This window comes from Desulfovibrio sp. DV (genome assembly GCF_001936595.1).
Lineage (GTDB): Bacteria > Desulfobacterota > Desulfovibrionia > Desulfovibrionales > Desulfovibrionaceae > Solidesulfovibrio.
Genome location: NZ_MLBG01000071.1, coordinates 1 through 24,304 on the forward strand (window position 1 = coordinate 1; position 24,304 = coordinate 24,304).

Below are 24,304 nucleotides of genomic sequence, written 5' to 3' on the forward strand. Positions count from 1 at the left end.
GGGTGCTTGTACGATATTTCTCCCTGCCTTGCCATCTTCCCGGAGGCACCTGGCTTGGGGCGTCGTTTGGGGCCGGACGCTTCGTCCGGCCCCAAACGACGCCCCGGGACGGGAGGGTCTGGGAGGGGGTGACCCCCTCCCAGGTTCTTATCTTTCATTTCATGATCCCCTCACCGAGTAAAATGGCCAGAGCCACGTCTTTGCGGGCGGCCAGCGGGGCGGCGGCGTCGGGGTGGGGGATGGCGAGGTTCAGGGCAAAGTACCAGGTATCCGGGCCGCGGCTGGCCAGGCCGACATACCAGGCCGTGCCGGGCTGGACGCGGGCGGTCAGGCCGGTCTTGGCCCGAAGGGTGGTCTGCCCGGTTTGCCCGACGATCATGATGTCTAGGACGGCGTCGATGGTGGCGTCTCGAAAGGGGAGTTGGCGGTGGTGGAGCCGTTTGAGGAACTCGATTTGCTGGAGGGCCGAGATGCGCAGGCCGCCGCTTAACCAGAACTGGTCGATGCCACCTGAGATGTCGGCGTTGCCGTAGTTGCAGGCGGCCACGTACCAGGCCATGCGCTGGGGGCCGATGCGCCGGGCGATGTCCTGGTAGACCGGCACGCAGGACAGGGCAAAGGCCTGCCTGAGCGTCAGGTCGGCGTTCCAGGCCGGCAGGAACCGGGGCTGGCCGTCGTAGGGAAAGACTTCCTCCGGGCTGGCCACGGCCCCGGTCTCCAGGGCAATGAGCGAATTGAGGATCTTGAAGGTGGAGGCGGGCAGGAAGGGCGTGGCGGCGCGTTTGGCGTCGTAGACCAGAATTTCAGATGCCCCGTCTTTCTGGAGCGCCATGGTGCCGCTGACGCCGGCGGCAGCGAAGTGGGCCTGCCAGTCCGGGCGTTCGACCAGGGCTGGCGGAGTGTCGCCGGCGGCGTGGACGGCCGGGACGGCCAGCAGGAAAAGGGTAAGGAGCAGGGCGGCAGCGACATAAGGCCGCCGCGTTATAAAAACTTGCCGCATGGATGTGCCTCATTTCCAGAAGATTTTTGTGGCCGGCAACCGTCGGGCCAGTGAGACGCGAGGGGAGCGCCTGTTGCCTGGAGCATTTGTCCACCTGTCGTGCAGTCCTGGGCAGGACAGTCCAAAGGGAAAATGCTTTGCATGTTGCCTGCCCGACGACGGGTTCCACGGCGTTGTTACAATGTTTTTCCAATCCGTGACCACGTGTCCGACCAAATGATGATTCGGGCTTTGCCGAGGATTTTTTCTTTGGCGATCGGGCCGAAGAATCGGGAATCGTAGGATTCGTCCCTGTTGTCGCCAAGGACGAAATAGGCGCCCGGAGGAATGGTCATGGGCGGCATTGTATCCCGTCTTTTCCGGGATTTTGCGTCTGTATGAATGGAATACTCCTCATCGCGCTTCCGGCCATTGACGAACACCTGCTTGTTCTCGATGCAGACGGTGTCGCCAGGCTTGCCGATGACTCGTTTGATGAAATCTTTGTTCTCATCTTCTGGAAGTGTAAATACGATGATATCGTCATATTCTGGACCGTTCGTCTCATAAGCAGTTAAATCGACTAAGGTAGTGTCATCGATAATGAGTGTGTCGCGCATTGAATTTGAGGAAAGATGGTAGGATTTAGGAATGAACGATAGATGATCAATGTAAACTGATGTTGCCATCGAAGCCGTGATAATTAATATTAATATGTACCATTTTGTGTACCATAGCCGAGAAGAATCGCGTGTTTTTAAAGACAAAATGGAGGCGTCAATTAGTGTATAAAGATACAAAACGATATTTGACAAGAAACAAATAAACAAGCCTTGCTTTGTGTATATTAGCTTTAAGTATATTTGGCTGTAATAAATTGCTGCACAAGCAAGATAGAGCAGTATCCCCTTCTTTGCCTGTCCATTGTAGATATGCCCCAGGCCGGGAACCGTGATCGTCAGGAATGCTGTCAGGCCAAAGGGAAGTCTTCTCATGGCGTACAGAGCGCGTTTTCGCTCGTCAGGACCGCGCGGGGGGGCAGAGCAGGCCGCATGCAAGCATGAGGGACATGCGTTTTTTGACCATGATACGATTTCCCTATTTGTTTTGGGAAAACCGTATCTGACTTCTCTTCTCCAAATCAATCCCCCTGCCAGGGCTTTTGCCGCCGGGGGCGGCTTCCCGTCCGGTTGTTCGTCAGTCGCTTGGCGCACGCAGACAGCCCTGCCAAATATCCTCACGCTCCAGGCGTTCGGCGATCTCGCGCAAGAGTCCCTGTTTGTCGGCGGCCCAGGCCGGGGCGAGGAGTTCGCCGGGGGCCGGGTCGGCGTTTTGGCGTTCGATGGCGACCTGGGCGGGCAGGCGGGCGACGGCCTGGCACACGGCGGTCACGTAGTTGTCCCGGGACATGGGGACATAGCCGCCGGCGGCGTACAGGGCGGCCAGGGGTGCGCCGGCCACGACCAGGGTGTTGTGGAGTTTGATCCCGGCAATGGGCAGGGCGGCGACGAAATCGACGGTGGCCAGGAAATCGTCCACGGACTCGCCGGGCAGTCCGGCCATGACGTGGGCGGTGACGGACAGGCCGGCGGCGGCGGCGTCTATCGTTGCGCGGGCGAAGTCGGCAGCGGTATGGCCCCGGTTGATGCGGGCCAGCGTGGCATCGTTGGCCGATTGCAGGCCCAGTTCCAGGCGCACATGGGAGACCGGCGCGGCGGCCAGGAGCATTATTTTTTTATTATTTAAGCAGTCTGGCCGGGTCCCCAGGCATATCCCTTCAATGTCGGGGAGTTGGGCCATTTCGGCCAGGAGCGCGGCCAGGCGTTCAGGCGGTCCGTAGGTGTTGGAGAAGGACTGGAGGTAGGCCAAAAGGGCCTCATTGCGTCTTCTGGCCGGTTGGGACAGCACATCCCATTGCGCCCGGAGGCCGAAGCCTTTAAGGTGCAATCCCGTCCCCGATCCGGCCGCGTTACAAAACAGACAGCCGTTTTGGGACAGTGCCCCGTCCCGGTTGGGACAGGAACTCCCGGCATCGAGAGGAATCTTTTTGGCCCGACGGCCGAATATGGCCCGGAAGGCCTGGGAAAGTGTTCTGACGCGGGGCGGCATGGCAGGTTTTCCGGGGTGTCAAATCAACCGTTGACAATGCGGGACGAATCGGCAAACACAACGCGTCTGCGAGAGTATGCGCCGATTTTGCGGCAAGCGAGGCGGTATGTCCAGTTTTTTGAATAGGATATTAGGGCTTTTCTCCAACGATCTGGCGATCGACCTGGGGACGGCCAACACATTGGTGTTCGTCAAGGGCAAGGGAATCGTCTTGTCCGAGCCGTCTGTGGTGGCGGTCAAAAAAGACCCCCGGGGCGGCAACAAGGTGCTGGCCGTGGGTCTGGAAGCCAAGCGTATGCTCGGCCGCACCCCCGGCAACATCGTGGCCATACGGCCCATGAAGGACGGCGTCATTGCCGACTTCGAGGTGACCGAGGCCATGCTGCGCCATTTTATTTCCAAAGTGCATAACTCCCGGCGGCTGGTGCGGCCCCGGATCATCATTTGCGTTCCGACCGGCATCACCCAGGTGGAAAAGCGCGCGGTCAAGGAATCGGCCCAGAGCGCCGGGGCGCGCGAGGTCTACCTGATCGAGGAGCCCATGGCCGCGGCCATCGGGGCCAACCTGCCCATCACCGAACCCACTTCCAACATGGTCGTGGACATCGGCGGCGGCACCACCGAAGTGGCGGTCATCTCCCTGTCCGGCGTGGTCTATTCCAAGTCGGTGCGCGTTGGCGGCGACAAGATGGACGAAGCCATCATGCAGTACGTCAAGCGCAAGTACAACATGCTCATCGGCGAATCCACGGCCGAACAGATCAAGATCCAGGTCGGCTCGGCCCACCACTCCACCAGCCAGGGGGAGATGGAAGTCAAGGGCCGCGATCTGGTCACGGGCATTCCGCAAAACATCACCATCACCGCCGAGGAAGTGCAGAAATCCATTTCCGAGCAGGTGGAAAGCATTGTCCAGGCCGTGCGCATCGCCCTGGAACAGACGCCCCCGGAACTGGCCGCAGACATTGTGGACCGGGGCATCGTGCTCACCGGCGGCGGTGCGCTCCTGCGCGGCCTCGACCAGCTCCTGCGCGAGGAGACGTCGCTGCCCATCACTGTCGTCGACGACCCGCTTTCAACGGTGGTCCTCGGGTCCGGTCGGGCCCTGGACAACCTGGACGTGTTAAAAGAGGTCACGATAGATTAAACCTTCTCCCCAGCGGATCGCGATCGGCCTGCTCGTCGTCCTGTTTCTCTACCTGGGCCTTTTCACCTGGAACATCCGGACAGGCTACGTCGATACGTTGGCGAGCCACACCGGACTGGAGTTCGCCAGGTGGGTTTTGGCTCCGGGCAAGTGGGTGAACGAACAGGTCTCGTCGTTTTGGACCCGCTATCTGTATTTCGTTGGCATCCGGCAGCAGAACGACCAGTTGCGCGTGGAGCTTGACGCCGCGAAACAGGAGCTTGCCGGGCTGCGCGAGTATGCCTCGGAAGTGGAGCGCCTTCGCCAGTTGCTGTCCTTGACGCCGCCCGTCGATTGGACACGCCTGGGGGCTCGTATTATTTCCCATCGCCTGGGGCCAAACGCCGCCCTGGAGACCTTTCTCATCGACAAGGGCAGCGCCCACGGCGTGACCGTCAACGCCCCGGTGGTCTCCCCGGACGGGGTGGTTGGCCGGGTGCTGCGCATTTCCCCCACAGCGGCCACCATTTTGCTCATCACCGATCCCAACAGCCGCATTCCGGTGGTTTCCCAGAAAAACCGCACCCAGGGCGTGGTCAAGGGCGAAGGGCCGACCAAGGAACTGACGCTCCAGTACGTGCCCCAGGGCGCGCCTATCGAAGAAGGGGAGATCCTGGTCACCTCGGGCCTGGAAGAGATTTTTCCCAAGGGACTGCCCGTGGCCCGGATCACGACGGTGGGCCGGTCGGGGTCGTCGCTGTTTCAGCTCATAAACGCCCAGCCGCTTTTTTCGCCGCGCCAGCTTGAAGAGGTGGGGCTCCTTTTTCGCACCACCTCCCTCCAGCCGGCCGGCGCGGCTGCGCCGGCTCCGACCCAGCCGGTTTCGCCGGTGGTCACGCCGGCCCCCCTGCCGGCCAGGTCGGCCAAGGGCCTCAAAAGTCCGGCCGCCATTCCCCCGGCTCCGGGCCAGGGCGCGCCCCTGCCGCCGCCGCCGCCGGCCCCGGCGCCCCAGCCGGCTCCGGCTGCGGCCAAACCGGCCGAGGCCGTCAAGAAACGCGACGCCGCCAAGCCTGATGCCGCCAAGCCCGAGGCCGAGAAAAAACGCCGCAAGCCGGCTCGGACCGAAGGACAATGAGACCGGCCCACATTGTCTTCTGGGTGTGCGTGACCTTTGGCGGGGTGTGGCTGCAAAACCTCGTCCCCGGGGTGGACTTCCTGGCTCCCGGCCTTATTCTGGCCATGCAGGAAGAACGCTGGCCCGTGTCGGTCTGGCTGGCCTTTATCTGGCTTTTTATCCACGAAGGCACCGGATCCATGCCGTTTGGGGCCGGAATCCTGTGGTACGGCGCGTTGGCCGGAATCTACTTTTTCGGGCACTGGCTTTTTGAGGCCCGGAATTTTCTGTTCATGTTCATCCTGGGGGCGAGCCTTGGCTCGATGCACTTTCTGCTCATAAACCTCATGGCCCTGCTGCAGGACTGGTCGTTGCCCATGGACCGTCTGCTCATCGAGTGCGCCCAGCAGACGCTGATTTTCCCCATCGAATGGGGGCTCCTCTACCTGATCCACCATAATCTCCCGGATAATCCCCATGCGGCTTGAAACCGAAGCTCCGCAACAACACGGCCCGCGCTCCGGCCTGATTCTGCTCCAGGCCCTGGTGCTGGGGCTTTTTTGTCTGTTCAGCCTGCGCCTGTGGTATCTGCAGGTCCACAAGGGCGGCAAGTTTGCCGAGATGGCCCGGGACAACCAGTTGCGCCAGGTGCTCATCGGCTCGGCCCGGGGCCGGATCGTGGATAAGAACGGCGTGCCCCTGGCGGTCAGCGAACCCTCCTTTGCCCTGGGTCTGGTGCGCGAGGACTGCGAGGACGTGGACGCCACCCTGGCCAAGGTGTCGGAGTGGACGGGCGTTGACGCCCATGTGCTCCTGGAGACATTCAAGCGCGGCAAAAAGCGGGTCAAACCCTTTGAGCCGCTGCTCCTCCTCACCGATCTGCCCTTTGAGGCCCTGGCCCGCATCGAGGCCAATTCCATGCTCTATCCGGGCCTGGAGATCGTCATCCGCCAGAAGCGCTCGTATCCGACCGGCGCGCTCATGTCCCACGTGCTCGGCTATGTGGCCGAGGCCAACGAGGAGGAACTGGAGAAAACCCCCCAGCTCTCCCTTGGCGACTCGGTCGGCAAGCAGGGCCTCGAACTGACCCACGAAGACGAACTGCGCGGCTCAAAGGGCCGCAAGCAGGTCGAGGTGGATGCCTTTGGCCGGCAGCACAACGAGTTCATTCTGGAACCGCCCCAGGCCGGCAAGGACCTCAAGCTGTCCATTGACACCGACCTCCAGCGCACCTGCTCCGAGCTGCTCAACGGCCAGGCCGGGGCCATCGTGGTCATGGAGCCGGACACGGGCAAACTGCTGGCCATGGTCAGCGAGCCGAGCTTTGACAACAACATGTTCGTGCTCGGCGTGCCCGCGGAAAAGTGGCGGGAGCTGCGCGACAACCCGCGCCACCCCATCCAGAACCGGGTCACCCAGGGCGTGTACCCGCCGGGTTCGGTCTTCAAGCTCCTCATGGCCGCCGCCGGCCTGTCCGAAGGCTTGATCAAGCCGGGCGACATCGTTTCCTGCCCGGGGGTCTACAAAGTCGGCAACCGGGATTTCCACGACTGGAAAAAGGGCGGGCACGGCTCCCTTGATCTGCGCGGGGCGCTGGTGCATTCCTGCGACATCTATTTTTACAAACTTGGCGACCGCATGGGCATCGACCGGCTCCATGACTATGCCACGGCCAGCGGCTTCGGGGTGCGCACCGGCATCGAACTGCCCCATGAAAAGGCCGGGCTGATCCCGTCCAAGGAATGGAAGCGCAAGCGGTTCGGCGCGGCCTGGTCCAAGGGCGAGACGGTCATCGCCTCCATCGGCCAGGGCTACGTGCTGACCTCGCCCCTGCAGGTGGCCCGCTATCTTGCGGCCCTGGTCGGCGGCGGCAAGCTGATGAAGCCGGAACTGGTGGAGACCGAAGCGCCCCAGGTGGACGCCACGCTGCCGGTCAAGGACACCGACCGCCAGATCATCCTCGACGCCATGGTGACCACGGTCGAGCACGGCACGGCCAAGTCGCTGTTGCGCTCCGATGCGGTCATCGGCGGCAAGACCGGCACGGCCCAGGTGGTCAAGCTCATAAACGCCGATGTGCGGCGCAAGACCAACCAGATGCCCTACGAGCAGCGCGACCATGCCTGGCTGGCCAGTTGGGGCAGAAAAGACGGCAAAACCTACGTCGTGGTCTGTCTGGTGGAACACGGCGGCCATGGCGGCGAGGTCAGCGGACCCATCGTGCGCAAGGTCTACGAGAAGCTTTTCGGCCCCGCCCCAAGCCGGGCGGCGCGGGCGGCCGCCGTGGCGGAACCGGCCGTCGACCCGGTTGACGCCGGCGATTAGCCGCAACCTGTCCGCAACCGGGGAAGCCATGCCTTTCGACAGACGTCTCATCCAAAGCGTGAACTGGCCGCTGCTTGGCCTGACCGCGCTTTTATTCGGCGTGGGGGTGCTCAACCTCTATTCGGCCAGCGGCTTTCGCATGGGCGACGAGCTGTCGTTGCAGCCCTTTTACAACAAGCAGCTCATCTGGGGACTGGCCGGCCTGGGCTGCATGCTGGCCATGGTGCTCTTTGACTACAAGCACCTGGGCACCATTGCCTGGCCCCTGCTCATCGTCATGGCCGTCATGCTGGTGCTGGTGCTTCTTTTCGGCAAGACCGTGGCCGGGGCCAAGCGGTGGCTGCCCATTGGCGGGTATTCCTTCCAGCCAAGCGAGATCGCCAAGATCGCCATGCTGCTCCTGGCGGCCAAGATCCTGTCCAAGCGCTCCGAGCGCCTGGGCTGGCTCGATCTGGCCGGCATCCTGGCCGTGTCGCTGCCGGTGGCCCTTTTAATCATCGTCGAACCGGATCTGGGCACGGGGCTCAATGTCCTGCTGCTGGTGGCCGGTCTCATCCTGTACCGGGGCCTGACCGGGCCGGTGTTCAAGACCCTGGCCGTGGCCGGGCCGATTTTGGTCCCCTGCGGCTGGTTTTTTCTCAAACCCTACCAGAAAGGCCGCATCCTGACCCTGTTTGATCCCCAGCGCGACCCGCTCGGGGCCGGCTACCACATCATCCAGTCCCAGATCGCCATTGGTTCCGGGCAGATGTGGGGCAAGGGCTTCCTGGAAGGAACCCAGAGCCAGTTGCGCTATCTGCCGGAAAAACACACCGACTTTGCCGTGGCCGTGTTTGCCGAGGAGTGGGGTTTTGTCGGCGGCATTTTGCTGCTGGTCCTTTTCTGCCTGTTTTTGCTTCAGTTTTACAGCACTGCCAAAAATGCCAAAGACCGTTTCGGCAGCTATCTGGCTGCGGGCGTTTTCTTCTATTTCTTCTGGCAAATCCTCATCAATATGGGTATGGTGCTCGGCATCATGCCGGTCGTTGGCATCCCCCTGCCGTTTATCAGTTACGGGGGGAGCGCCACCATCGTGAACTTCACCCTTGTGGGCATCGTCGTCAACGTCTCCATGCGGCGCTTTCTCTTCAAGAAAGGCTAGCGCCACCGAGTCTTGCGACCCCCGGGGAGACACGTTTTCCGGCGGTCGGAGGGCCTTGTGGGCAAGCACGACATCAACGCCTTCCTGGGGGCCGGCACGTCCTTTGTGGGGCGGCTGGCCTTTGCCGGCGTGGTGCGCATCGACGGTGAATTTGACGGCGAAATCATTTCATCGGGAACCTTGATTGTCGGCCGCGAGGCCCGGGTCGAAGGCCGGGTCGCGGTGGGCCATCTGGTGTGCGACGGGTACGTGTCGGCCGAAGTGACGGCTGCGGCCTCGGTCACCATCCACGCCCGGGGGCGACTGGCCGGGACGGTGTGCACGCCGGTCCTGGCGGTCAGCGAGGGCGGTTGCCTGGATGGAACGGTGTCCATGGGTGGTGCGGCCGAGGGCGGCCCGGCCCCCGCGGCCTTGGCGGCGGCGGGTTTGAGCGAACCTTCACAAAGCCCGGATACTGAGTCGTAGTGCGGATTTGAGGGCCTTGGGGCAGTACGATTTTTGTCAAAAAGGGCTGGACAGGCCGGCCCAAATCGGCTACAGCCGCTTGCTGACTTTGCAAAAATTTTCACAACCTCCCGGAGGGCGACGATGATTGACTTAAACGCCACGTTTTTCGTCCAACTCGTCAATTTTGTGCTCATCCTGATCCTGCTCAATGTCATTCTCATCGGACCCATTCGCCGGGTGCTCAAAAAGCGGGCTGAGTTCATGGCCTCCCAGATGGAAGGCATTGAATCCTTCACGACCTCGGCCGACGCCAAGCTCAAGGGCTACGAGTCGGCTCTGGAAGCTGCGCGGGTGGCTGCCACGGCCGGCCGCATGGCCATGAAGGCTGAGGGCCAGGCCAAGGAAAAGGAGATGCTCGACGCTGCCAGCGCCGAAGCCGTCTCCACGTTGCAGGCCGCCAAAGCGGAGATTGCGTCGCAGTCCGCTGCGGCGAAAAAGGCCCTTGAGGGCAAGGTGTCGGGGTTGGCTTCCAAGGCCGTGGCCAGGGTGCTGGCGGCTTAAGGCCCGAGGGTTTTCGTGGATTTCTCAAGGAAAGGGAGGGTTCAATTGAAAAGGCTCCACCTCATCGCCACAGTGGCCCTGGTGCTCGGCGTGGCCGCATGTGCCTACGCATCGGGCGACGCCGGGGGCGCGGAGGCTCACGGGCTGAACTGGAAGGATTTCCTGTTCCGCGTGATCAACTTCGTGTTGGTGTTCGCCGTCATCGCCAAGCTGGCCGGGAAAAAGATGGTTGGCTTTTTCCGTGGCCGCGGCGAGGCCATTGAGAACCAGCTGGCCGATCTCGAAGGCCGCAAGGTCGACGCGGCCAAGCGTCTGGCCGAGATCGAGGCTTCGATCAGCGATCTGGCCGCCGAGAAGGTCCGCATCGAAGACGAGTACCGCCGCCAGGGCGAGGCCCTGCGTGACGCCATCGTCGCCGCTGCCGAGGCCAAGGCCGTCCAGATCAAGGAGCAGGCTGCTTCCGCCGCCGCTGCCGAGGCCCGGGTGGCCATGCAGGAACTTCGGTCCCAGTTGGCCGATTCCGTGGTCGCCGCTGCCAAGGCTTCGCTGGAAAAGAAGCTGACCGCCAAGGACCAGGACAAGCTTGTGGATGAATACTTAACCAAGGTGGTGTTCAATTGACCGGCAACATCGTCGCGCGCCGTTACGCCAAGGCGCTCTTCGCGCTGGCCAAGAAGGCCGGCAAGAAGGCCCCGGCGGAATACGGCAAGGATCTGGAGGCATTTGCTTCCGTCCTTGAGGCGTCTCCGGATCTGCTTAAGGTGTTTGCCAACCCGATCATCAGCGCCGATCTGAAGAAAGCGGTGCTGTCCGGGGTGGTCGGCAAGCTGGCCCTTAAGCCCATGGTCATAAACTTCCTGTCGCTCCTGGCTGACAAGGAACGCCTGCCCTTCGTCCTGGAAGTGTCCGCCTACTACCGGGCTCTTCTGGACGAATCCGAAGGCGTCCTGCGCGGGCAGCTGCTCACCGCTTTTGCCCTTGCCGATGCCCGCCAGGATCAGATCAAAGCCAAGCTCGAGAAACAGTCCGGCAAGAAGCTGGTGCTGTCTTTTGCCGTCGACCCCGCCATCATCGGCGGCGTGGTCCTCAAGGTCGGCGACAAGGTGTTGGACGCGAGCCTTCGCGCCCAACTTGAAATATTGAAAGAACAAATCAAGAGGGGTGAGTAGGGCCATGCAAATCAAAGCGGAAGAGATCAGCCAGATCATCGAACAGCAGATTCAGCACTACGAGTCTCGCGTTGAGATGAGCGAGACTGGCACTGTGCTGTCCGTCGGCGACCAGATCGCCCGCGTCTACGGCGTCCAGAACGCCATGGCCATGGAGCTGTTGGAATTTCCGGGCGGCATCATGGGCTTGGTGCTCAACCTGGAAGAGGACAACGTCGGTGTGGCCCTTCTTGGCGAAGACACCCACATCAAGGAAGGCGACCCGGTCAAGCGCACCGGCAAGATCTTCTCGGTGCCCGTCGGCGACGCCGTCTCCGGCCGCGTCATCGACCCCCTGGGACAGCCCATCGACGGCCTTGGCCCCATTGAAGCCAAGGAGACCCGTAACGTCGAAATCAAGGCCCCCGGCATCATCGCCCGTAAGTCGGTCCACGAGCCGATGTACACGGGCCTTAAGGCCGTCGACGCCATGACGCCCATCGGCCGCGGTCAGCGCGAGCTGATCATCGGCGACCGTCAGACCGGCAAGACCGCTGTCTGCATCGACGCCATCCTGGCCCAGAAGGGACAGGGCGTGTTCTGCTTCTACGTGGCCATCGGCCAGAAGAAGTCCACCGTGGCCCTGGTCGCCGAGACCCTGCGTCGCTACGGCGCCATGGAATACACCACCATCATCTCGGCCACCGCTTCCGAGCCGGCCTCGCTGCAGTTCATGGCCGCCTACTCCGGCTGCACCATGGCGGAATACCACCGCGACAATGGCCGCCACGCCCTGATCATCTATGACGATCTTTCCAAGCAGGCCGTCAGCTACCGCCAGATGTCCCTGTTGCTGCGTCGTCCCCCCGGACGTGAAGCCTACCCCGGCGACGTTTTCTACCTCCACTCCCGTCTGCTGGAGCGCGCCGCCAAGTTGTCCGATGCCCTGGGAGCCGGTTCGCTGACCGCCCTGCCCATCATCGAGACCCAGGCCGGCGACGTGTCGGCCTACATCCCGACCAACGTCATCTCCATCACCGACGGACAGGTTTACCTCGAACCGAACCTGTTCAACGCCGGTGTCCGTCCGGCCATCAACGTCGGTCTGTCGGTCTCCCGCGTCGGCGGCGCCGCCCAGGTCAAGGCCATGAAGCAGGTAGCCGGTACGCTGCGCCTCGATCTGGCCCAGTACCGCGAACTGGCCGCGTTTGCCCAGTTCGGTTCCGATCTGGACAAGGGCACCCAGCTGAAGCTCAACCGCGGCATGCGCATGGTGGAACTGCTCAAGCAGCCCCAGTACAAGCCCATGAGCGTGGCCGAGCAGGTCATCTCCCTGTTCGCCGGTACCCGCGGCTTCATGGACGATGTGCCGGTTGAGTCCGTGCGCAAGTTCGAAGAGGGCCTGCAGGAGTACTTTGCCAACGCCAAGAGCGATATCTTGAACGAAATCCGGGATAAGAAGGCGCTCGACGACGGCCTTATCGCCAAGCTTGGCGCGGCCATCGACGAGTTCAAAAAGGGCTTCAAGGCCTAAGGCGTCGCGTACAAAAACCGTGATGGGTTTTTGCAAAACGGCCGCCGGAAACGGCAGCCACGCAACGCTGACACAGGCCTAAAGGGGGAGCCATGCCTGCGCTCAAAGACGTAAAGAACAAGATCAACGGGGTCAGAAAGACCAAGCAGATCACCAAGGCCATGAACATGGTGGCCTCGGCCAAGCTGCGCCACGCCCAGTCGCGCATTGAGCGGTTCCGCCCCTACGCCGACAAGTTCTACGAGATGCTCGGAGAACTGGCCAAGGGAGCCGACTCCTCGATCCATCCGCTGCTGGAGGCCCGCGCCGAAGTGAAGACCGTCCTTCTGGTCGTCATCACTTCCGATCGCGGTCTGTGCGGCGCTTTCAACAACAACATCACCAATGCGGCCTTGAAGGTCGCCCGGGCCAAGACTGCCGAAGGCAAGGAAGTCAAGATCATGTGCGTGGGCCGCAAGGCCCGTGACACCTTCCGCCGGTCGAACTTCGAAATCGTTGCCGCCTATGTCAACGAAATGGCTGCCTTCGACTTCTCCCTGGCCACGCGCATCGGGTCCGAAGTCATCGGCGGCTACGTCGGCGGCACCTATGATGAAGTGATCATGGCCTTTGGCAAGTTCATCAGCCTTGCCCGCCAGGAACCGACGCTTTTGCCCGTGCTGCCCCTTTCCCCCGCCGAAGCCGGCGAGGTCAAAGAGGCCGTCGGAGCCAAGGCCGAGTACATCTACGAACCGTCGGTGGAAGGCCTGCTCGCCGAGCTCTTGCCCCGGTTCATCAATGTCCAGATCTATCGCGGGCTGCTCGACACCTCGGCCAGCGAGCACGCGGCCCGGATGCGGTCCATGGACAATGCCACCAGGAACTGCGACGATCTCGTCAACTCGTTGACCCTGGTCTATAACAAGGCCCGGCAAGCGACCATTACCAAGGAACTGATGGACATCGTCGGCGGTTCCGAAGCACTCAAGGGATAACCAAGGGGGCATCATACAATGAGCTCGACAAGCGGAAATGTCGGAAAAATCGTGCAGGTCATCGGCGCCGTTATCGACGTCGAATTTCCCGAGGGCAAACTGCCGAATATCTTGAATGCCCTCGACATCAAGAACGTTAACAATGAATTCGCCACCGACCTCGTAGTCGAAGTGGCCCAGCACCTCGGCGACAACGTCGTGCGCTGCATCGCCATGGACTCCACCGACGGTCTGGTGCGCGGCATGGTTGCCACCGACACCGGCGCGGCCATCCGCGTCCCGGTCGGCAAGGCCGCCCTGGGTCGTATCTTAAACGTCGTCGGTCGTCCCGTGGACGAAATGGGTCCGGTTGACGCTGCGGCCATGTGGCCGATCCACCGCTCGGCTCCGGCCTTCGTGGATCAGTCCACCAGCATCGAACTGCTGGAAACCGGCATCAAGGTCATCGACTTGCTCATTCCCTTCCCCAAGGGCGGCAAGCTCGGCCTGTTCGGCGGCGCCGGCGTCGGCAAGACCGTCGTGCTCATGGAGCTTATCAACAACATCGCCAAGCACCACGGCGGTCTGTCCGTGTTCGCAGGCGTTGGTGAGCGTACCCGTGAAGGCAACGACCTGTACAACGAGTTCAAGGAAGCCGGCATCCTGAGCAAAGCTTCCCTTGTCTACGGCCAGATGAACGAACCTCCGGGAGCCCGCGCCCGTGTCGCTCTGACCGCCCTGACCTGCGCCGAGTACTTCCGCGACGAGGAAGGCCAGGACGTGTTGCTGTTTATCGACAACATCTTCCGCTTCACCCAGGCCGGTTCCGAAGTGTCGGCCCTTCTTGGCCGCATGCCTTCCGCGGTCGGCTACCAGCCGACCCTGGGTACCGACCTTGGTGCCCTCCAGGAACGCATCACCTCCACCAAGAAAGGCTCCATCACCTCGGTCCAGGCCGTTTACGTGCCCGCCGATGACTTGACCGACCCTGCCCCGGCCACCACGTTCTCCCACTTGGACGGCACGCTGGTTCTGTCGCGTCAGATCGCCGAGCTTGGCATCTACCCCGCCGTGGATCCGCTTGACTCCACCTCGCGCATCCTGGACCCGCTGGTCCTTGGCGCCGAGCACTACGCCACGGCCCGCGAAGTCCAGTCGAGCCTTCAGAAGTACAAGGATCTCCAGGACATCATCGCGATCCTTGGCATGGACGAACTGTCCGACGACGACAAGCTGACCGTTGCCCGCGCTCGTAAAATCCAGCGCTTCCTGTCGCAGCCCTTCTTCGTTGCCGCCCAGTTCACCGGCAAGGAAGGCCGCTACGTGAAGCTCGAGGACACCATCAAGGGCTTCCGTGCCATTATCGACGGCAAGCATGATGATATCCCCGAAGGCGCGTTCTACATGGTCGGCGACATCAACGAGGCCGTTGAAAACGCCAAGAAAGGATAACGATCATGGCCCAACTCCGCCTTGAAATCGTCACCCCGGACAAGCTTGTCTTGTCCCAGGATGTTGACTACGTGGGCGCTCCGGGTCTGCTCGGTGAATTCGGCATCATGGCAAACCACATCCCGTTTCTGTCGGCCCTTGGCATCGGCAGCCTGATGTACAAGCTCGACGGGAAGGCGCACTACGTCTTCATCGCCGGCGGGTTTGCCGAAGTGTCCGGGAACAAGGTCACCATCCTGGCCGAAGTTGCCGAACGCCCCGAGGACATCGACATCGAGCGCGCCCGCAAGGCCCAGGATCGGGCCAAACAGCGCGTCGAACGCGAACGCGACAAGGTCGACTTCGCCCGGGCCCAGGCCGCCATGCAGCGTGCGTTCTACCGGATGCGCGTGCGTGAAAACGCCGTATCCCTTGGTTCGTCTACCCACTAAGCGTAATCCTGACTTGCCATTCCAAGGCGGCCCCCTGCGGGGGCCGCCTTTTTTTATGGGCCGTGAAGACCAGGTTTACGGTGTGGCCGGCGTTCGTTCCGGCTGGCTGTCTTTGCCGGGCACGAGGCTTGGTCCGGGTGGTCTCTTTTCCCTGTCCGGTAATGGTTTGGGAAAGGCAAGGGGACAGGTATGGCCTGCCCGGTAGTCCGCTGTGGGCCGGTTGGGAGCGGCCAACGGCATCATGGGCCCTGGTCTGCATTGTCGGACCAGGGGTGTTTCTGGTAGCAACCCGGAAACAGTCCGTGAAACCCCTTGCCAAGGACGCGATATGGCCCGGACCTTTACCCTTGAGATTGTCACCCCGGATCGGCTGGTGTTGTCGAAAACCGTGGAATCGGTCACTGCCGTCGGCGTGGCCGGCGAATTTACCGCCTTGCCCCTGCACGTTCCCTTTCTGACCGCCCTGACGGTCGGTTCGTTTAGCTACCGCGTGGCCGGCAAGCCCGAGTACGTGTTTGTCAGCGGCGGTTTTGCCGATGTCACTCCGACCAAGGTGCTCATTTTGGCGGAAGCGGCCGAACTGCCTGAAGAGATCGATCTGGACCGGGCCCGCAAGGCCAGGGAACGGGCCGAAGCCCGGCTGGTGACCGAGCGGCGGGAGGCTGTGGACTTTGCCCGGGCCAAGGCCGCCCTGCAGCGGGCTATGGCCCGCATGAAGCTGCGGCAGGGGGCCCAGTTGCCCGGCTCGGCCCACATCCCGGCCCGCTAGGCCCCGGCCCCATCCCTGGCAACATTTCCAAGCGGCCGTCCTGTCCCCGGCAGTGCAGCCACTTCAGATCGATCGGAGAAGACCCATGGTACAGCGTATCGGAGCTTTGGCCCTGGCTGCCGGTAAGGGCACCCGCATGAAGAGCGACGCCCCCAAGGTGCTCAAAACCCTGCTTGGCAAACCCATGCTCTGGTATGTCGAAGCGGCCCTGGCCGCCGTGTGCGGGGATTTGGTGTATACGGTGGTCGGCCACCGGGCCGACTCGGTTGCAGCCGCGTTCCCGGAACTGGCCGGCCGGTTCGTGCGCCAGACCGAGCAGCTTGGCACCGGCCATGCCCTGGCGGCCGCCCTGCCGGCCCTGGGCGAAGCCGGCCTTGACCACGTGCTGGTGGTCAACGGCGACGCCCCGCTGGTCACGGCCGAGAGCTTGCGCGCCTTTTGCGACGCCGCCCTGGCCGCCCGGGCCGACGTGGCCTTTGTCAGCATCGAGCTGGCCGATCCTGGCTACTATGGCCGGGTGGTGCGCCAGGGGGAGACGGTCTGCATCGTCGAGGCCAAGGACTATGATCCGGCTGTCCACGGTGCGCCCACGGGCGAGATCAACGCCGGGGTCTATCTCCTGCGTCTTGCGGTCGTGGCCCCGCTTTTGGCCAAACTGTCCAACGACAACAAGAGCGGCGAATACTACATCACCGACCTGATCGGCCTGGGCCAGGCCGCCGGCTTGCGGGTGCTGCCGGTCAACCGGGGGGCGGATGCGGCCTACCTCGGCATCAACAGCCCGCGCGAACTGGTCGGGGCCGAGGAAATTTTGCGCCGGCGCATCGTGGACGCCCATATCGATGCCGGGGTGGTGGTGCGGGCGGCCGAGGCCGTTCGCATCGGTCCCGAGGTGGCCATCGCCCCGGGCGTGGAGGTGTGCGGGCCGCTGGAACTCTACGGCGCAACCCGCCTCGGGGCCGGCGCCACGGTTGCCTCCCACAGCCTGCTCCTTGACGCCGAGATTGGCGAAAATGTCGCCATCGCGGCCTTTTGCCATCTGGAAAACGCCCGGGTGGAAGCCGGCTGCCAGGTCGGTCCCTATGCCCGGCTGCGGCCCGGCGCGGTCATGGAAGAGGGGGCCAGGGTCGGCAATTTCGTGGAAATGAAAAAGTCCGTCCTCGGCCGGGGAGCCAAGGCCAACCACCTGACCTATCTGGGCGATGCCGAGATCGGGGCCGGGTCCAATATCGGGGCCGGCACCATCACCTGCAATTACGACGGCGTACACAAACACCGGACGGTCATTGGCGAGCGGGCCTTTATCGGCTCCAACACCGCCCTGGTCGCGCCGGTGACCATCGGCAACGACGCCCTTGTCGGGGCCGGTTCCGTGATTACTTCCGATGTAGCCGACGGCATGTTGGCCCTTGGCCGGGGCCGGCAGGTGACCAAAGCCCGAAAGTGAGGCCCCGGCTTGCTTTCCGACGGAAATCAGGCTAGCAGAAAGCCATGGACATTTTCGACGCCCTCGAACAACGGGTCGAACAACTCGTTGCTCGTAAAAAGACTCTGGAAGAAGAAAATGCGGCGCTTCGGGCCGAAGTGGCCCGTTTGGCCGAGGAGAAGAAGGCCGTTGCCGCGCGCATAGACGGCCTTATGGAAAAGCTTCAGGAGGAGCTTGAACCCTAACACTCCGGCCGGTCATGAGACTGGCGGGGAATCTTCGGTCCTTCGATGCCCAGTTATTCACTGTCCATAATGGGCCTTGAGCTGTCGTTTAAGACAGATGCCGGACCGGAGCGCGTAAGTGCCGCCAAGGAATTGGTGGAGCAACGATATAACTTGCTTAAAGCGGGCGGGAAAACGCTCGGCAAGGAGAAATTGCTGGCCTTTGTCGCTTTAGGTCTGGCTGACGATATGTTGATGTCGAACCAGCAGCTTGACCATCTGCACGATCGGGTGGACAATCTGCTGCATAAGATAGATTGATCGGTTATGCCGCGTGGCGGCGAACCATGATAAAAAGTTCCCTGGGGTGTGCGTGATCGTTCGTTTGTTTTTGAGCCGATACTCAAAAAATGGATGCTGCGACGCGTGGCTGGTGTGCGTGCCCGGCAACGTCCGGGTGGCCTGAAGGTCAAACAGCGGCGTCCGCCTTGGTTGCCAAGGTTCAAAAGAACTGACGACACGGCTCTCCGGGGCTTTGATATAAACTGGAATGCGGTCTGCCGCAGTCGTCCCGTACGGCATCCCGTTCCAGACTCTCGCCACACCTCACGCGGCCTGTGCCAAGCATCTTCCGGATTGTGATTCGTCCGATCCCTTGCCCTTGGGCTTTGCCCGTTATCTCCCCGCTTCGGGAGAAGCCATGGAATTTTCGACCATCTTCATGGGCATCGTGGGCATTGGCCTGGGCGTGCCGGCCGGCTATTACCTCGATAAATGGATTTCCCAGAAAACGCTCAACGAGGCCAAAACCCTGGCTGAGCGCATCCTTGACGAGGCCCGCAAAGAGGCCTCGGCCCACAAGAAAGAAGTTGTCCTGGCCGCCCAGGACGACCTGTACCGGCAAAAGCAGGAACTCGAAAAAGAGTTCCGCGACAAGACCCAGTCCCTGGACGATCGGGAAGAGCAGGTCCGCAAACGCCGCGAACGCCTGGATGAAAAGCAGGAGCTGGTTGTCCAGAAGGAAACCGAACTGCTCGCCGTCGAGAAGCGCCTGACCGCCAAGGAGCGCGATCTCGAAGAGAAAAACGAGGAACTTTCGCGCCTGGCCGACGAACACGACAAGCGCCTCCAGGAAGTTTCCGGTCTGACCATGGAAGAGGCCAAAAAACGGCTCATGGACGAAATCGAGTCCAAGACCCGCCATGAAGCCGCCCGCATGATCCGCCAGATCGAGATGGAGGCCAAGGAAACCGCTGACAAGAGCGGCAAAAAGATCCTGGCCCTGGCCATCCAGCGCTATGCCGGCGATTTCGTGGGCGAGCAGACCGTCACCGCCGTGGCCCTGCCCTCCGAGGAAATGAAAGGCCGCATCATCGGCCGCGAAGGCCGCAACATCCGCGCCCTGGAAGCCGCCACCGGCGTCGATCTCATCATCGACGACACCCCGGAGACCGTCATCCTGTCGGCCTTTTCGCCGCTCAAGCGCCAGATCGCCAAGATGGCGCTGGAACGCCTGATCACCGACGGCCGCATCCATCCCGCCCGCATCGAAGACGTCGTCAAGAAATGCGAGCAGGAACTCGACGTCAAAATCCGCGAGATCGGCGAACAGGCCACCTTTGATTCCGGCGTCCACGGCATCCATCCCGAGCTTGTGCGGCTCCTTGGCCAGCTGCAATACCGCACCAGCTATTCCCAGAATGTGCTGCAGCACTCCCTGGAAGTGGCTGCCCTGGCCGGCATCATGGCCGCCGAACTGGGCCTGGACATCAAGCGGGCCAAACGCGCCGGACTGCTCCACGACATCGGCAAGGCCGTGGACCACGAGATCGAAGGCCCCCATGCCGTCATCGGCGCGGATCTGGCCAAGAAGTTCGGCGAATCCGGCGACATCCTCCACGCCATCATGGCCCACCACGAGGACGTGCCGCCCAAGTCCATCCTGGCCACCCTGGTCCAGGCCGCCGACAGCCTGTCCGGCGCTCGTCCCGGAGCCCGTAAGGAACTCCTGGAGAGCTATGTCAAGCGCCTGGAAGAACTCGAAAATCTGGCCCTGGATTTCGACGGCGTGTCCAAGGCCTACGCCATCCAGGCCGGCCGCGAAGTCCGGGTCATGGTGGATTCGGAAAACGTCGACGACGACAAGACCTTCATCCTCTGCAAGGATATCGCCAAACGCATCGAGGACAACCTCACCTATCCCGGCCAGATTCGGGTCACGGTCATCCGTGAGCGCCGGGCCGTCGGCATCGCCAAATAGCACCGCTTCCCGGGCGTCCCGGACCGCACGGTCCGGGACGCCTGCCCAAATGGCCCGTCGGGGCGGCCGGGGTCGCCATGGAACAGCCGGATTTCTATGCCATCCTGGGCGTGCCCGAGGACGCCGACGCCGGGCGGCTGCAACAGGCCTACCGCCGGTTGGCCCGGACCTGCCACCCCGATGCCGAGCCCGGCAACCCGGCCGCGGCCGAACGTTTTCTGGCTGTGAGTGCTGCTTACGGCGTGCTCCACGACCCCTCCCGACGGGCGGCCTACGACGGCCGGCGAAGGCTGGCCCGGGCCGCCGCCAGCGGCAGTCCGGCCCGGACCCCCGCCGTTTCCGAGTCCTGGGCCGTCGCGGCGGCCGGGAGCGGGAGCAGTATCTCCCGGGCGGGTGGGGACAGTGCGCTCACCCTGGATATCCCCGACGCCCTGGCCCGGACCGGTGGCCGGCTGGTTCTTGATCTGGGCCAGGGCGAGGCCTGCCCGCAGTGCCGGGGTGCGGGCAGCCTGTCCCGGACCTGCTGGGTGTGCGACGGCCGGGGCAGCATCTGGCAGCCGGCCGGCCTCGGTCAGGCAGCCGTGTCCTGCCCGGCCTGCAACGGCCAGGGGCTGGCCCGCACCGTCTGCCCGGCCTGCCAGGGAAGGGGACGAAGCGGCCGGCCCAGGCGGGGCAGTCTGGTCATCGCGCCGGGTACCCCGGACGGGGCGCAAGTCCGCATCGTCGGAGCCGGACTCCCCGGCACGGGTGGGCAGCCGGCCGGCGATCTCCTGTTGACCATACGCCTGTTCCCGGCCCCGGCCGCCGATGGGGCCGCCTAACGACCAGCCAAGGACCGTTTGACCATGCGCATCCTGTTTTTGGGCGACATTTTCGGCCGGCCGGGCCGGTCCATCGTCTTTGAGCGGCTGCACCAGGTCCGCCGCGACCACGACGTGGCCCGGGTGGTGGCCAATGCCGAAAACGCCTCCGGCGGAATCGGCCTGACCGCCAAGGCCGCCCGCCAACTCCTCGACGCCGGCCTCGACGTCATGACCGGCGGCAACCACATCTTCCGACACGCCGACATCAAGCCCTTTTTCGAGACCACCGACCGCCTCCTGCGCCCGGCCAACTATCCCCCCGGCGCGCCCGGCGCCGGCTGGGCCGTCTACCGCCCCAAAGACGGGCCGGCCTATGCCGTCATCAATTTGCTCGGTCGCACCTTCATGCCGGCCGTGGACTGCCCCTTTGCCGCCGCCGACGCCATCCTGGCCGCGCTTCCGGCCGAGGTCACGATCCGGTTGGTGGATTTTCACGCCGAAGCCACCAGCGAAAAAAAAGCCCTGGGCTATTATCTCGACGGCCGGGTCAGCGCCGTCCTTGGCACCCACACCCATATCCAGACGGCCGACGCCCAGCTTCTGCCCCGGGGAACCGCCTATATGACCGATATCGGCATGACCGGCCCGGCCGCCTCGGCCCTCGGCATGGACCCCGAAGAAGTCATCGCCCGCTTTCGCACCGGCCTGCCGCGCCGTTTTGTCGTCTCCAGGACCGCGCCGGAGATGCAGGGCGCGCTGCTGGATATTGACGCGGCCACGGGCAAGGTCGTAACTATCAGTGGTTGGCGGCTGGCCTGAGGGCCACACAAGCTCCCGACTGGAGGATTCCCCCATGCGTATCGCCACCCGTCTGATTCTTGCCCTGGCCTGCCTTGGTCTGGCCGCCCCGGCCGCTCAGGCTGCACCCGAGCGCACGGCCATCTACATGACCGTGGCCGGCCCCCTGGAAGTGGTGCGCGACGGCGCAGCCTCAACCGTCCTCCTTGGCGGCCGCACCATCCACCAGGCCACCGGCGCGGCACTGACCGCCCAGTCCTACATGAGCGTGGGCGAACTCGCCGACGGCTACGACGCCGTGCTGATCCGCCATGGCGTGGGCAACGCCGAATGTCCCATCACCTACGACCTGGTGGCCGTTGGCAAAGACAAGACCTACGCCGTCATTCCCGACATCAACAAGTGCTCGCGCATCCTCAACATCAATGTGGACGGCGACCGCCTCATGATCGTCACCGAGCGGCAAAACGGCCGCACCGAGATCATCGAATACAACGACAAGCAGCGTCGCCGTCCCGACGCCAAACCCTAGGCGGTCTGTTCATGCGCGGTATTTTCATTTCCGTCCTCGTGCTGGCGGCTGCCCTCGCTCTTGGCGGCTGCGCCGAGGAAACCGTCTACGACTGGCAAAAACCCCACGACACCTATCAGGTGGGATCGTTCAGCCAGGCCCAGAAAGCCGATGCCCTCAAGGCCAAGCTCGTCCAGAACGGCTTTGACAGCCGCATCGAAACCGACATCAAAAACGGCCAGTTCACCCTCAATGTCCTGGTCGACGTCTACGACACCCAGCCCGATACACTGTCGCGCCTTGAGCGCATTGCCGGGGCCAAGCCGCTCCTTCGCAGCAAAACCCCGTCCAAGACAGCCTCGCCGGCTCCATCCACCGCCAAACCGGGAACAGTGCCGGCCTCAGGAATCTGACCCGCGCCCAACCGCCTTGCTGCCAAAAGGAATCGCCGTGAACATTTTCGACGAACTCTCCTGGCGCGGCCTCGTCCACCAGTCCTCCGACGAGGCCGAACTGCGCCAACACCTCGAAACCCCCGGCCGCGTCATGTACTGCGGCTTCGATCCCACCGCCGACAGCCTGCATATCGGCAACCTCGTGCCGCTTTTGGCCCTGGCCCGCTTCGCCAAAGCCGGCCACAAACCGCTGTTTCTCCTCGGCGGGGCCACAGGACTCATCGGCGACCCCAGTGGCAAGGACAAGGAACGTCAACTGCGCACCGCCGACATGGTAGCCGCCTCGGCCGAAAAAATCCGCGCCCAGGCCATGGCCTTTTTCGAGCGCCAGGGCGTGGCCGACCGCGTCACCCCGGTCAATAATCTCGACTGGACCCAGCCCATGTCCGTCATCGAGTTTTTGCGTGATACCGGCAAGCACTTCACCATCAATTACATGCTGGCCAAGGATTCCGTGAAATCGCGCATCGGCCGCGAAGATACCGGCATCTCCTACACCGAATTCAGCTACATGATCCTGCAATCCATGGACTTCGAGCACTTGAGTCGCGCCATGGGCTGCACCCTGCAGATCGGCGGCGGCGACCAGTTCGGCAACATCACCGCCGGCCTGGAACTCATTCGCCGCAAAACCGGCGCCCAGGCCTTTGCCCTCACCTTTCCGCTCATTACCACCGCCTCCGGAGCCAAATTCGGCAAAAGCGAAAAAGGGGCCATCTACCTAAATACCGCCCTGACCTCGCCCTATGCCTTCTACCAGTACTGGATCAACGCCGATGACCGCGACGTCATCAACTTCCTGCGCTATTTCACCTTCCTTGAAAAAGACGCCATCGACGCCCTGGCCAAGGAGACCGCCGAACAGCCGCATCTGCGCGCCGCCCAGAAAACCCTGGCCCGCGAAACCACCATCATGATCCACGGCGCAGACGAACTGGCCAAGGTCGAAGCCGTCACCGCCGCCCTTTTTGGCGGCGGCGACCTGCACGCCGTCGATGCCGCCACCCTGCGCGCCGCCCTGGAAGCCGCGCCCGGCAAGAACTATCCGGCCCTGGCCGAACTGCCGCAACTGCCAAACCTCCTGGTCGATCTCGGCCTGTGCCCATCCCTCGGGCAGGCCCGCAAAGATATCAAAGCCGGCGGCATCTACCTCAATAATACCCGCGTGGCCGAAACCCAGGCCGTCACCGCCGCCGACTTGATCGGCGGCAATATCCTGCTCCTGCGCAAAGGGAAAAAGAACTACGGCGTTGTGACCCTGGGCGCCTAGCCGGGGCGTAGCGCTGGAGTAAGAGAGCCGGGGCGCTGCCCCGGACCCCGCCAGGGCGCTGCCCTGGACCCGCCGGGACGCTGTCCCGGACCCTGGCAGGGCGCTGCCCTGCACCCGCCGGGGGGGTCACCCCCCCGGACCCCCGGATGGGGCGGCGGGAGTGGGGCGAAACGGGTCGGGACGGCGGCGGAAGCTGACGAAGATGGGGGCGGAATTTGGCCCGATGATGCCGCCGCTGGCGCGGCAGGCGCATCGGGCCAAATTCCGCCCCCAACCTGCCCTCGGCCCCGAAACGGGGCCGACAGGTTCGAGGCGAAGCAACCAGACAGGGTTGCCCGGAGCCGGGGTGATGTGTTGTCAGGCTGCGTCTTGGGCGCTCACCCGGACAACGTGCTTCGCGTTGTCATCCGAGCATGACGAGTAAACAGAGCATCCCCCTGCAACCCATTGAAAGTTTTTGGGGAGGGT

Annotated in this window: 26 protein-coding genes and 1 other RNA gene; 24 read left to right on the top strand and 3 right to left on the bottom strand. The window is 63.1% G+C overall.

Annotated features, from left to right (window positions below; all coding sequences use genetic code 11):
* Window positions 1-154 precede the first annotated feature (154 nt).
* The 3 genes from blaOXA to DVDV_RS14720 all read right to left on the bottom strand — a co-directional run bounded on the left by blaOXA (window position 155) and on the right by DVDV_RS14720 (window position 3,088).
* On the bottom strand, window positions 155-1,000 hold the full coding sequence (gene blaOXA / locus DVDV_RS14710) for a class D beta-lactamase (protein ID WP_075355398.1): 846 nt from the start codon (window positions 998-1,000) through the stop codon (window positions 155-157).
* Window positions 1,001-1,176: 176 nt separating this feature from the next.
* The gene (gene lepB / locus DVDV_RS14715) at window positions 1,177-2,193 is read right to left on the bottom strand and encodes a signal peptidase I (protein ID WP_254845391.1); all 1,017 of its coding nucleotides are present in this window, start codon (window positions 2,191-2,193) and stop codon (window positions 1,177-1,179) included.
* A complete protein-coding gene (locus tag DVDV_RS14720; protein WP_075355399.1) occupies window positions 2,177-3,088 on the bottom strand; it encodes a TIGR01212 family radical SAM protein in 912 nt (303 codons plus the stop codon). Before DVDV_RS14720 ends, lepB begins: the two co-directional genes overlap by 17 nt.
* 106 nt (window positions 3,089-3,194) lie before the next feature.
* On the opposite strand from DVDV_RS14720, the gene DVDV_RS14725 reads away from it, so the two are divergent.
* The 24 genes from DVDV_RS14725 (at window position 3,195) to tyrS (ending at window position 23,836) form a co-directional block, all read left to right on the top strand.
* A complete protein-coding gene (locus DVDV_RS14725; protein WP_043636181.1) occupies window positions 3,195-4,235 on the top strand; it encodes a rod shape-determining protein in 1,041 nt (346 codons plus the stop codon).
* Between the two features lie 154 nt (window positions 4,236-4,389).
* Window positions 4,390-5,349 carry a rod shape-determining protein MreC gene (mreC, locus tag DVDV_RS14730; RefSeq protein WP_254845392.1) on the top strand — a complete coding sequence of 320 codons (960 nt, stop codon included), beginning with the start codon at window positions 4,390-4,392 and terminating at the stop codon, window positions 5,347-5,349.
* On the top strand, window positions 5,346-5,816 hold the full coding sequence (locus DVDV_RS14735; protein ID WP_075355401.1) for a hypothetical protein: 471 nt from the start codon (window positions 5,346-5,348) through the stop codon (window positions 5,814-5,816). The genes mreC and DVDV_RS14735 overlap by 4 nt, the downstream gene beginning before the upstream one ends.
* Window positions 5,806-7,653: a penicillin-binding protein 2 gene (gene mrdA, locus DVDV_RS14740; RefSeq protein ID WP_075355402.1), complete on the top strand. Its 1,848-nt coding sequence runs from the start codon at window positions 5,806-5,808 to the stop codon at window positions 7,651-7,653. The genes DVDV_RS14735 and mrdA overlap by 11 nt, the downstream gene beginning before the upstream one ends.
* A 28-nt stretch (window positions 7,654-7,681) precedes the next feature.
* Window positions 7,682-8,794, top strand: coding sequence for a rod shape-determining protein RodA (gene rodA / locus DVDV_RS14745; protein ID WP_075355403.1), 1,113 nt, complete (start codon window positions 7,682-7,684; stop codon window positions 8,792-8,794).
* Window positions 8,795-8,851: 57 nt separating this feature from the next.
* Window positions 8,852-9,259, top strand: coding sequence for a polymer-forming cytoskeletal protein (locus tag DVDV_RS14750; RefSeq protein WP_083634786.1), 408 nt, complete (start codon window positions 8,852-8,854; stop codon window positions 9,257-9,259).
* A 123-nt stretch (window positions 9,260-9,382) separates the two neighbouring features.
* Entirely contained in the window at window positions 9,383-9,802 is a 420-nt protein-coding gene (locus DVDV_RS14755) for an ATP synthase F0 subunit B (RefSeq protein ID WP_075355405.1), read from the top strand.
* Between the two features lie 45 nt (window positions 9,803-9,847).
* Window positions 9,848-10,423, top strand: coding sequence for an ATP synthase F0 subunit B (locus DVDV_RS14760; RefSeq protein WP_075355406.1), 576 nt, complete (start codon window positions 9,848-9,850; stop codon window positions 10,421-10,423).
* Complete coding sequence (locus DVDV_RS14765) at window positions 10,420-10,971, top strand: F0F1 ATP synthase subunit delta (RefSeq protein ID WP_075355407.1); 552 nt, start codon at window positions 10,420-10,422, stop codon at window positions 10,969-10,971. Before DVDV_RS14760 ends, DVDV_RS14765 begins: the two co-directional genes overlap by 4 nt.
* Window positions 10,972-10,975: 4 nt before the next feature.
* Window positions 10,976-12,484, top strand: a complete 1,509-nt coding sequence (gene atpA / locus DVDV_RS14770; RefSeq protein ID WP_075355408.1) for a F0F1 ATP synthase subunit alpha — start codon at window positions 10,976-10,978, stop codon at window positions 12,482-12,484.
* Between the two features lie 92 nt (window positions 12,485-12,576).
* The gene (locus tag DVDV_RS14775) at window positions 12,577-13,458 is read left to right on the top strand and encodes a F0F1 ATP synthase subunit gamma (RefSeq protein WP_075355409.1); all 882 of its coding nucleotides are present in this window, start codon (window positions 12,577-12,579) and stop codon (window positions 13,456-13,458) included.
* Window positions 13,459-13,476: 18 nt separating this feature from the next.
* Entirely contained in the window at window positions 13,477-14,889 is a 1,413-nt protein-coding gene (gene atpD / locus DVDV_RS14780; RefSeq protein WP_075355410.1) for a F0F1 ATP synthase subunit beta, read from the top strand.
* A 2-nt stretch (window positions 14,890-14,891) separates the two neighbouring features.
* Window positions 14,892-15,320 (top strand): F0F1 ATP synthase subunit epsilon, encoded by a 429-nt coding sequence (locus DVDV_RS14785; protein WP_175577109.1) that lies wholly within the window; start codon window positions 14,892-14,894, stop codon window positions 15,318-15,320.
* Between the two features lie 328 nt (window positions 15,321-15,648).
* A complete protein-coding gene (locus tag DVDV_RS14790; RefSeq protein WP_075355412.1) occupies window positions 15,649-16,089 on the top strand; it encodes a F0F1 ATP synthase subunit epsilon in 441 nt (146 codons plus the stop codon).
* An 85-nt stretch (window positions 16,090-16,174) separates the two neighbouring features.
* Complete coding sequence (gene glmU, locus DVDV_RS14795) at window positions 16,175-17,536, top strand: bifunctional UDP-N-acetylglucosamine diphosphorylase/glucosamine-1-phosphate N-acetyltransferase GlmU (RefSeq protein WP_075355413.1); 1,362 nt, start codon at window positions 16,175-16,177, stop codon at window positions 17,534-17,536.
* Between the two features lie 44 nt (window positions 17,537-17,580).
* The gene (gene zapB / locus DVDV_RS14800; RefSeq protein ID WP_075355414.1) at window positions 17,581-17,760 is read left to right on the top strand and encodes a cell division protein ZapB; all 180 of its coding nucleotides are present in this window, start codon (window positions 17,581-17,583) and stop codon (window positions 17,758-17,760) included.
* 45 nt (window positions 17,761-17,805) lie between these two features.
* Window positions 17,806-18,060: a cell division protein ZapA gene (locus DVDV_RS14805; protein ID WP_043636143.1), complete on the top strand. Its 255-nt coding sequence runs from the start codon at window positions 17,806-17,808 to the stop codon at window positions 18,058-18,060.
* A 35-nt stretch (window positions 18,061-18,095) separates the two neighbouring features.
* Window positions 18,096-18,277: non-coding RNA, 6S RNA (gene ssrS, locus DVDV_RS14810), on the top strand.
* Window positions 18,278-18,439: 162 nt separating this feature from the next.
* Complete coding sequence (gene rny / locus DVDV_RS14815; RefSeq protein ID WP_075355415.1) at window positions 18,440-19,999, top strand: ribonuclease Y; 1,560 nt, start codon at window positions 18,440-18,442, stop codon at window positions 19,997-19,999.
* A gap of 77 nt (window positions 20,000-20,076) precedes the next feature.
* On the top strand, window positions 20,077-20,820 hold the full coding sequence (locus DVDV_RS14820; protein WP_075355416.1) for a DnaJ domain-containing protein: 744 nt from the start codon (window positions 20,077-20,079) through the stop codon (window positions 20,818-20,820).
* Between the two features lie 24 nt (window positions 20,821-20,844).
* On the top strand, window positions 20,845-21,621 hold the full coding sequence (locus tag DVDV_RS14825) for a TIGR00282 family metallophosphoesterase (RefSeq protein ID WP_075355417.1): 777 nt from the start codon (window positions 20,845-20,847) through the stop codon (window positions 21,619-21,621).
* 34 nt (window positions 21,622-21,655) lie between these two features.
* Window positions 21,656-22,132: a hypothetical protein gene (locus DVDV_RS14830; RefSeq protein ID WP_075355418.1), complete on the top strand. Its 477-nt coding sequence runs from the start codon at window positions 21,656-21,658 to the stop codon at window positions 22,130-22,132.
* A gap of 11 nt (window positions 22,133-22,143) precedes the next feature.
* Window positions 22,144-22,524: an SPOR domain-containing protein gene (locus tag DVDV_RS14835; protein WP_075355419.1), complete on the top strand. Its 381-nt coding sequence runs from the start codon at window positions 22,144-22,146 to the stop codon at window positions 22,522-22,524.
* 37 nt (window positions 22,525-22,561) lie between these two features.
* A complete protein-coding gene (gene tyrS, locus DVDV_RS14840) occupies window positions 22,562-23,836 on the top strand; it encodes a tyrosine--tRNA ligase (protein ID WP_075355420.1) in 1,275 nt (424 codons plus the stop codon).
* The last annotated feature ends 468 nt before the right edge of the window (window positions 23,837-24,304 follow it).

What these genes read in the sequence shown, in the direction of transcription:
- blaOXA (WP_075355398.1), bottom strand. Translation starts at nt 1,000, where the DNA reads ATGCGGCAAGTTTTTATAACGCGGCGGCCTTATGTCGCTGCCGCCCTG.
- DVDV_RS14720 (WP_075355399.1), bottom strand. Translation starts at nt 3,088, where the DNA reads ATGCCGCCCCGCGTCAGAACACTTTCCCAGGCCTTCCGGGCCATATTC.
- DVDV_RS14725 (WP_043636181.1), top strand. Translation starts at nt 3,195, where the DNA reads ATGTCCAGTTTTTTGAATAGGATATTAGGGCTTTTCTCCAACGATCTG.
- DVDV_RS14735 (WP_075355401.1), top strand. Translation starts at nt 5,346, where the DNA reads ATGAGACCGGCCCACATTGTCTTCTGGGTGTGCGTGACCTTTGGCGGG.
- mrdA (WP_075355402.1), top strand. Translation starts at nt 5,806, where the DNA reads ATGCGGCTTGAAACCGAAGCTCCGCAACAACACGGCCCGCGCTCCGGC.
- rodA (WP_075355403.1), top strand. Translation starts at nt 7,682, where the DNA reads ATGCCTTTCGACAGACGTCTCATCCAAAGCGTGAACTGGCCGCTGCTT.
- DVDV_RS14755 (WP_075355405.1), top strand. Translation starts at nt 9,383, where the DNA reads ATGATTGACTTAAACGCCACGTTTTTCGTCCAACTCGTCAATTTTGTG.
- atpA (WP_075355408.1), top strand. Translation starts at nt 10,976, where the DNA reads ATGCAAATCAAAGCGGAAGAGATCAGCCAGATCATCGAACAGCAGATT.
- DVDV_RS14775 (WP_075355409.1), top strand. Translation starts at nt 12,577, where the DNA reads ATGCCTGCGCTCAAAGACGTAAAGAACAAGATCAACGGGGTCAGAAAG.
- atpD (WP_075355410.1), top strand. Translation starts at nt 13,477, where the DNA reads ATGAGCTCGACAAGCGGAAATGTCGGAAAAATCGTGCAGGTCATCGGC.
- DVDV_RS14790 (WP_075355412.1), top strand. Translation starts at nt 15,649, where the DNA reads ATGGCCCGGACCTTTACCCTTGAGATTGTCACCCCGGATCGGCTGGTG.
- glmU (WP_075355413.1), top strand. Translation starts at nt 16,175, where the DNA reads ATGGTACAGCGTATCGGAGCTTTGGCCCTGGCTGCCGGTAAGGGCACC.
- zapB (WP_075355414.1), top strand. Translation starts at nt 17,581, where the DNA reads ATGGACATTTTCGACGCCCTCGAACAACGGGTCGAACAACTCGTTGCT.
- DVDV_RS14805 (WP_043636143.1), top strand. Translation starts at nt 17,806, where the DNA reads ATGCCCAGTTATTCACTGTCCATAATGGGCCTTGAGCTGTCGTTTAAG.
- rny (WP_075355415.1), top strand. Translation starts at nt 18,440, where the DNA reads ATGGAATTTTCGACCATCTTCATGGGCATCGTGGGCATTGGCCTGGGC.
- DVDV_RS14820 (WP_075355416.1), top strand. Translation starts at nt 20,077, where the DNA reads ATGGAACAGCCGGATTTCTATGCCATCCTGGGCGTGCCCGAGGACGCC.
- DVDV_RS14825 (WP_075355417.1), top strand. Translation starts at nt 20,845, where the DNA reads ATGCGCATCCTGTTTTTGGGCGACATTTTCGGCCGGCCGGGCCGGTCC.
- DVDV_RS14830 (WP_075355418.1), top strand. Translation starts at nt 21,656, where the DNA reads ATGCGTATCGCCACCCGTCTGATTCTTGCCCTGGCCTGCCTTGGTCTG.
- DVDV_RS14835 (WP_075355419.1), top strand. Translation starts at nt 22,144, where the DNA reads ATGCGCGGTATTTTCATTTCCGTCCTCGTGCTGGCGGCTGCCCTCGCT.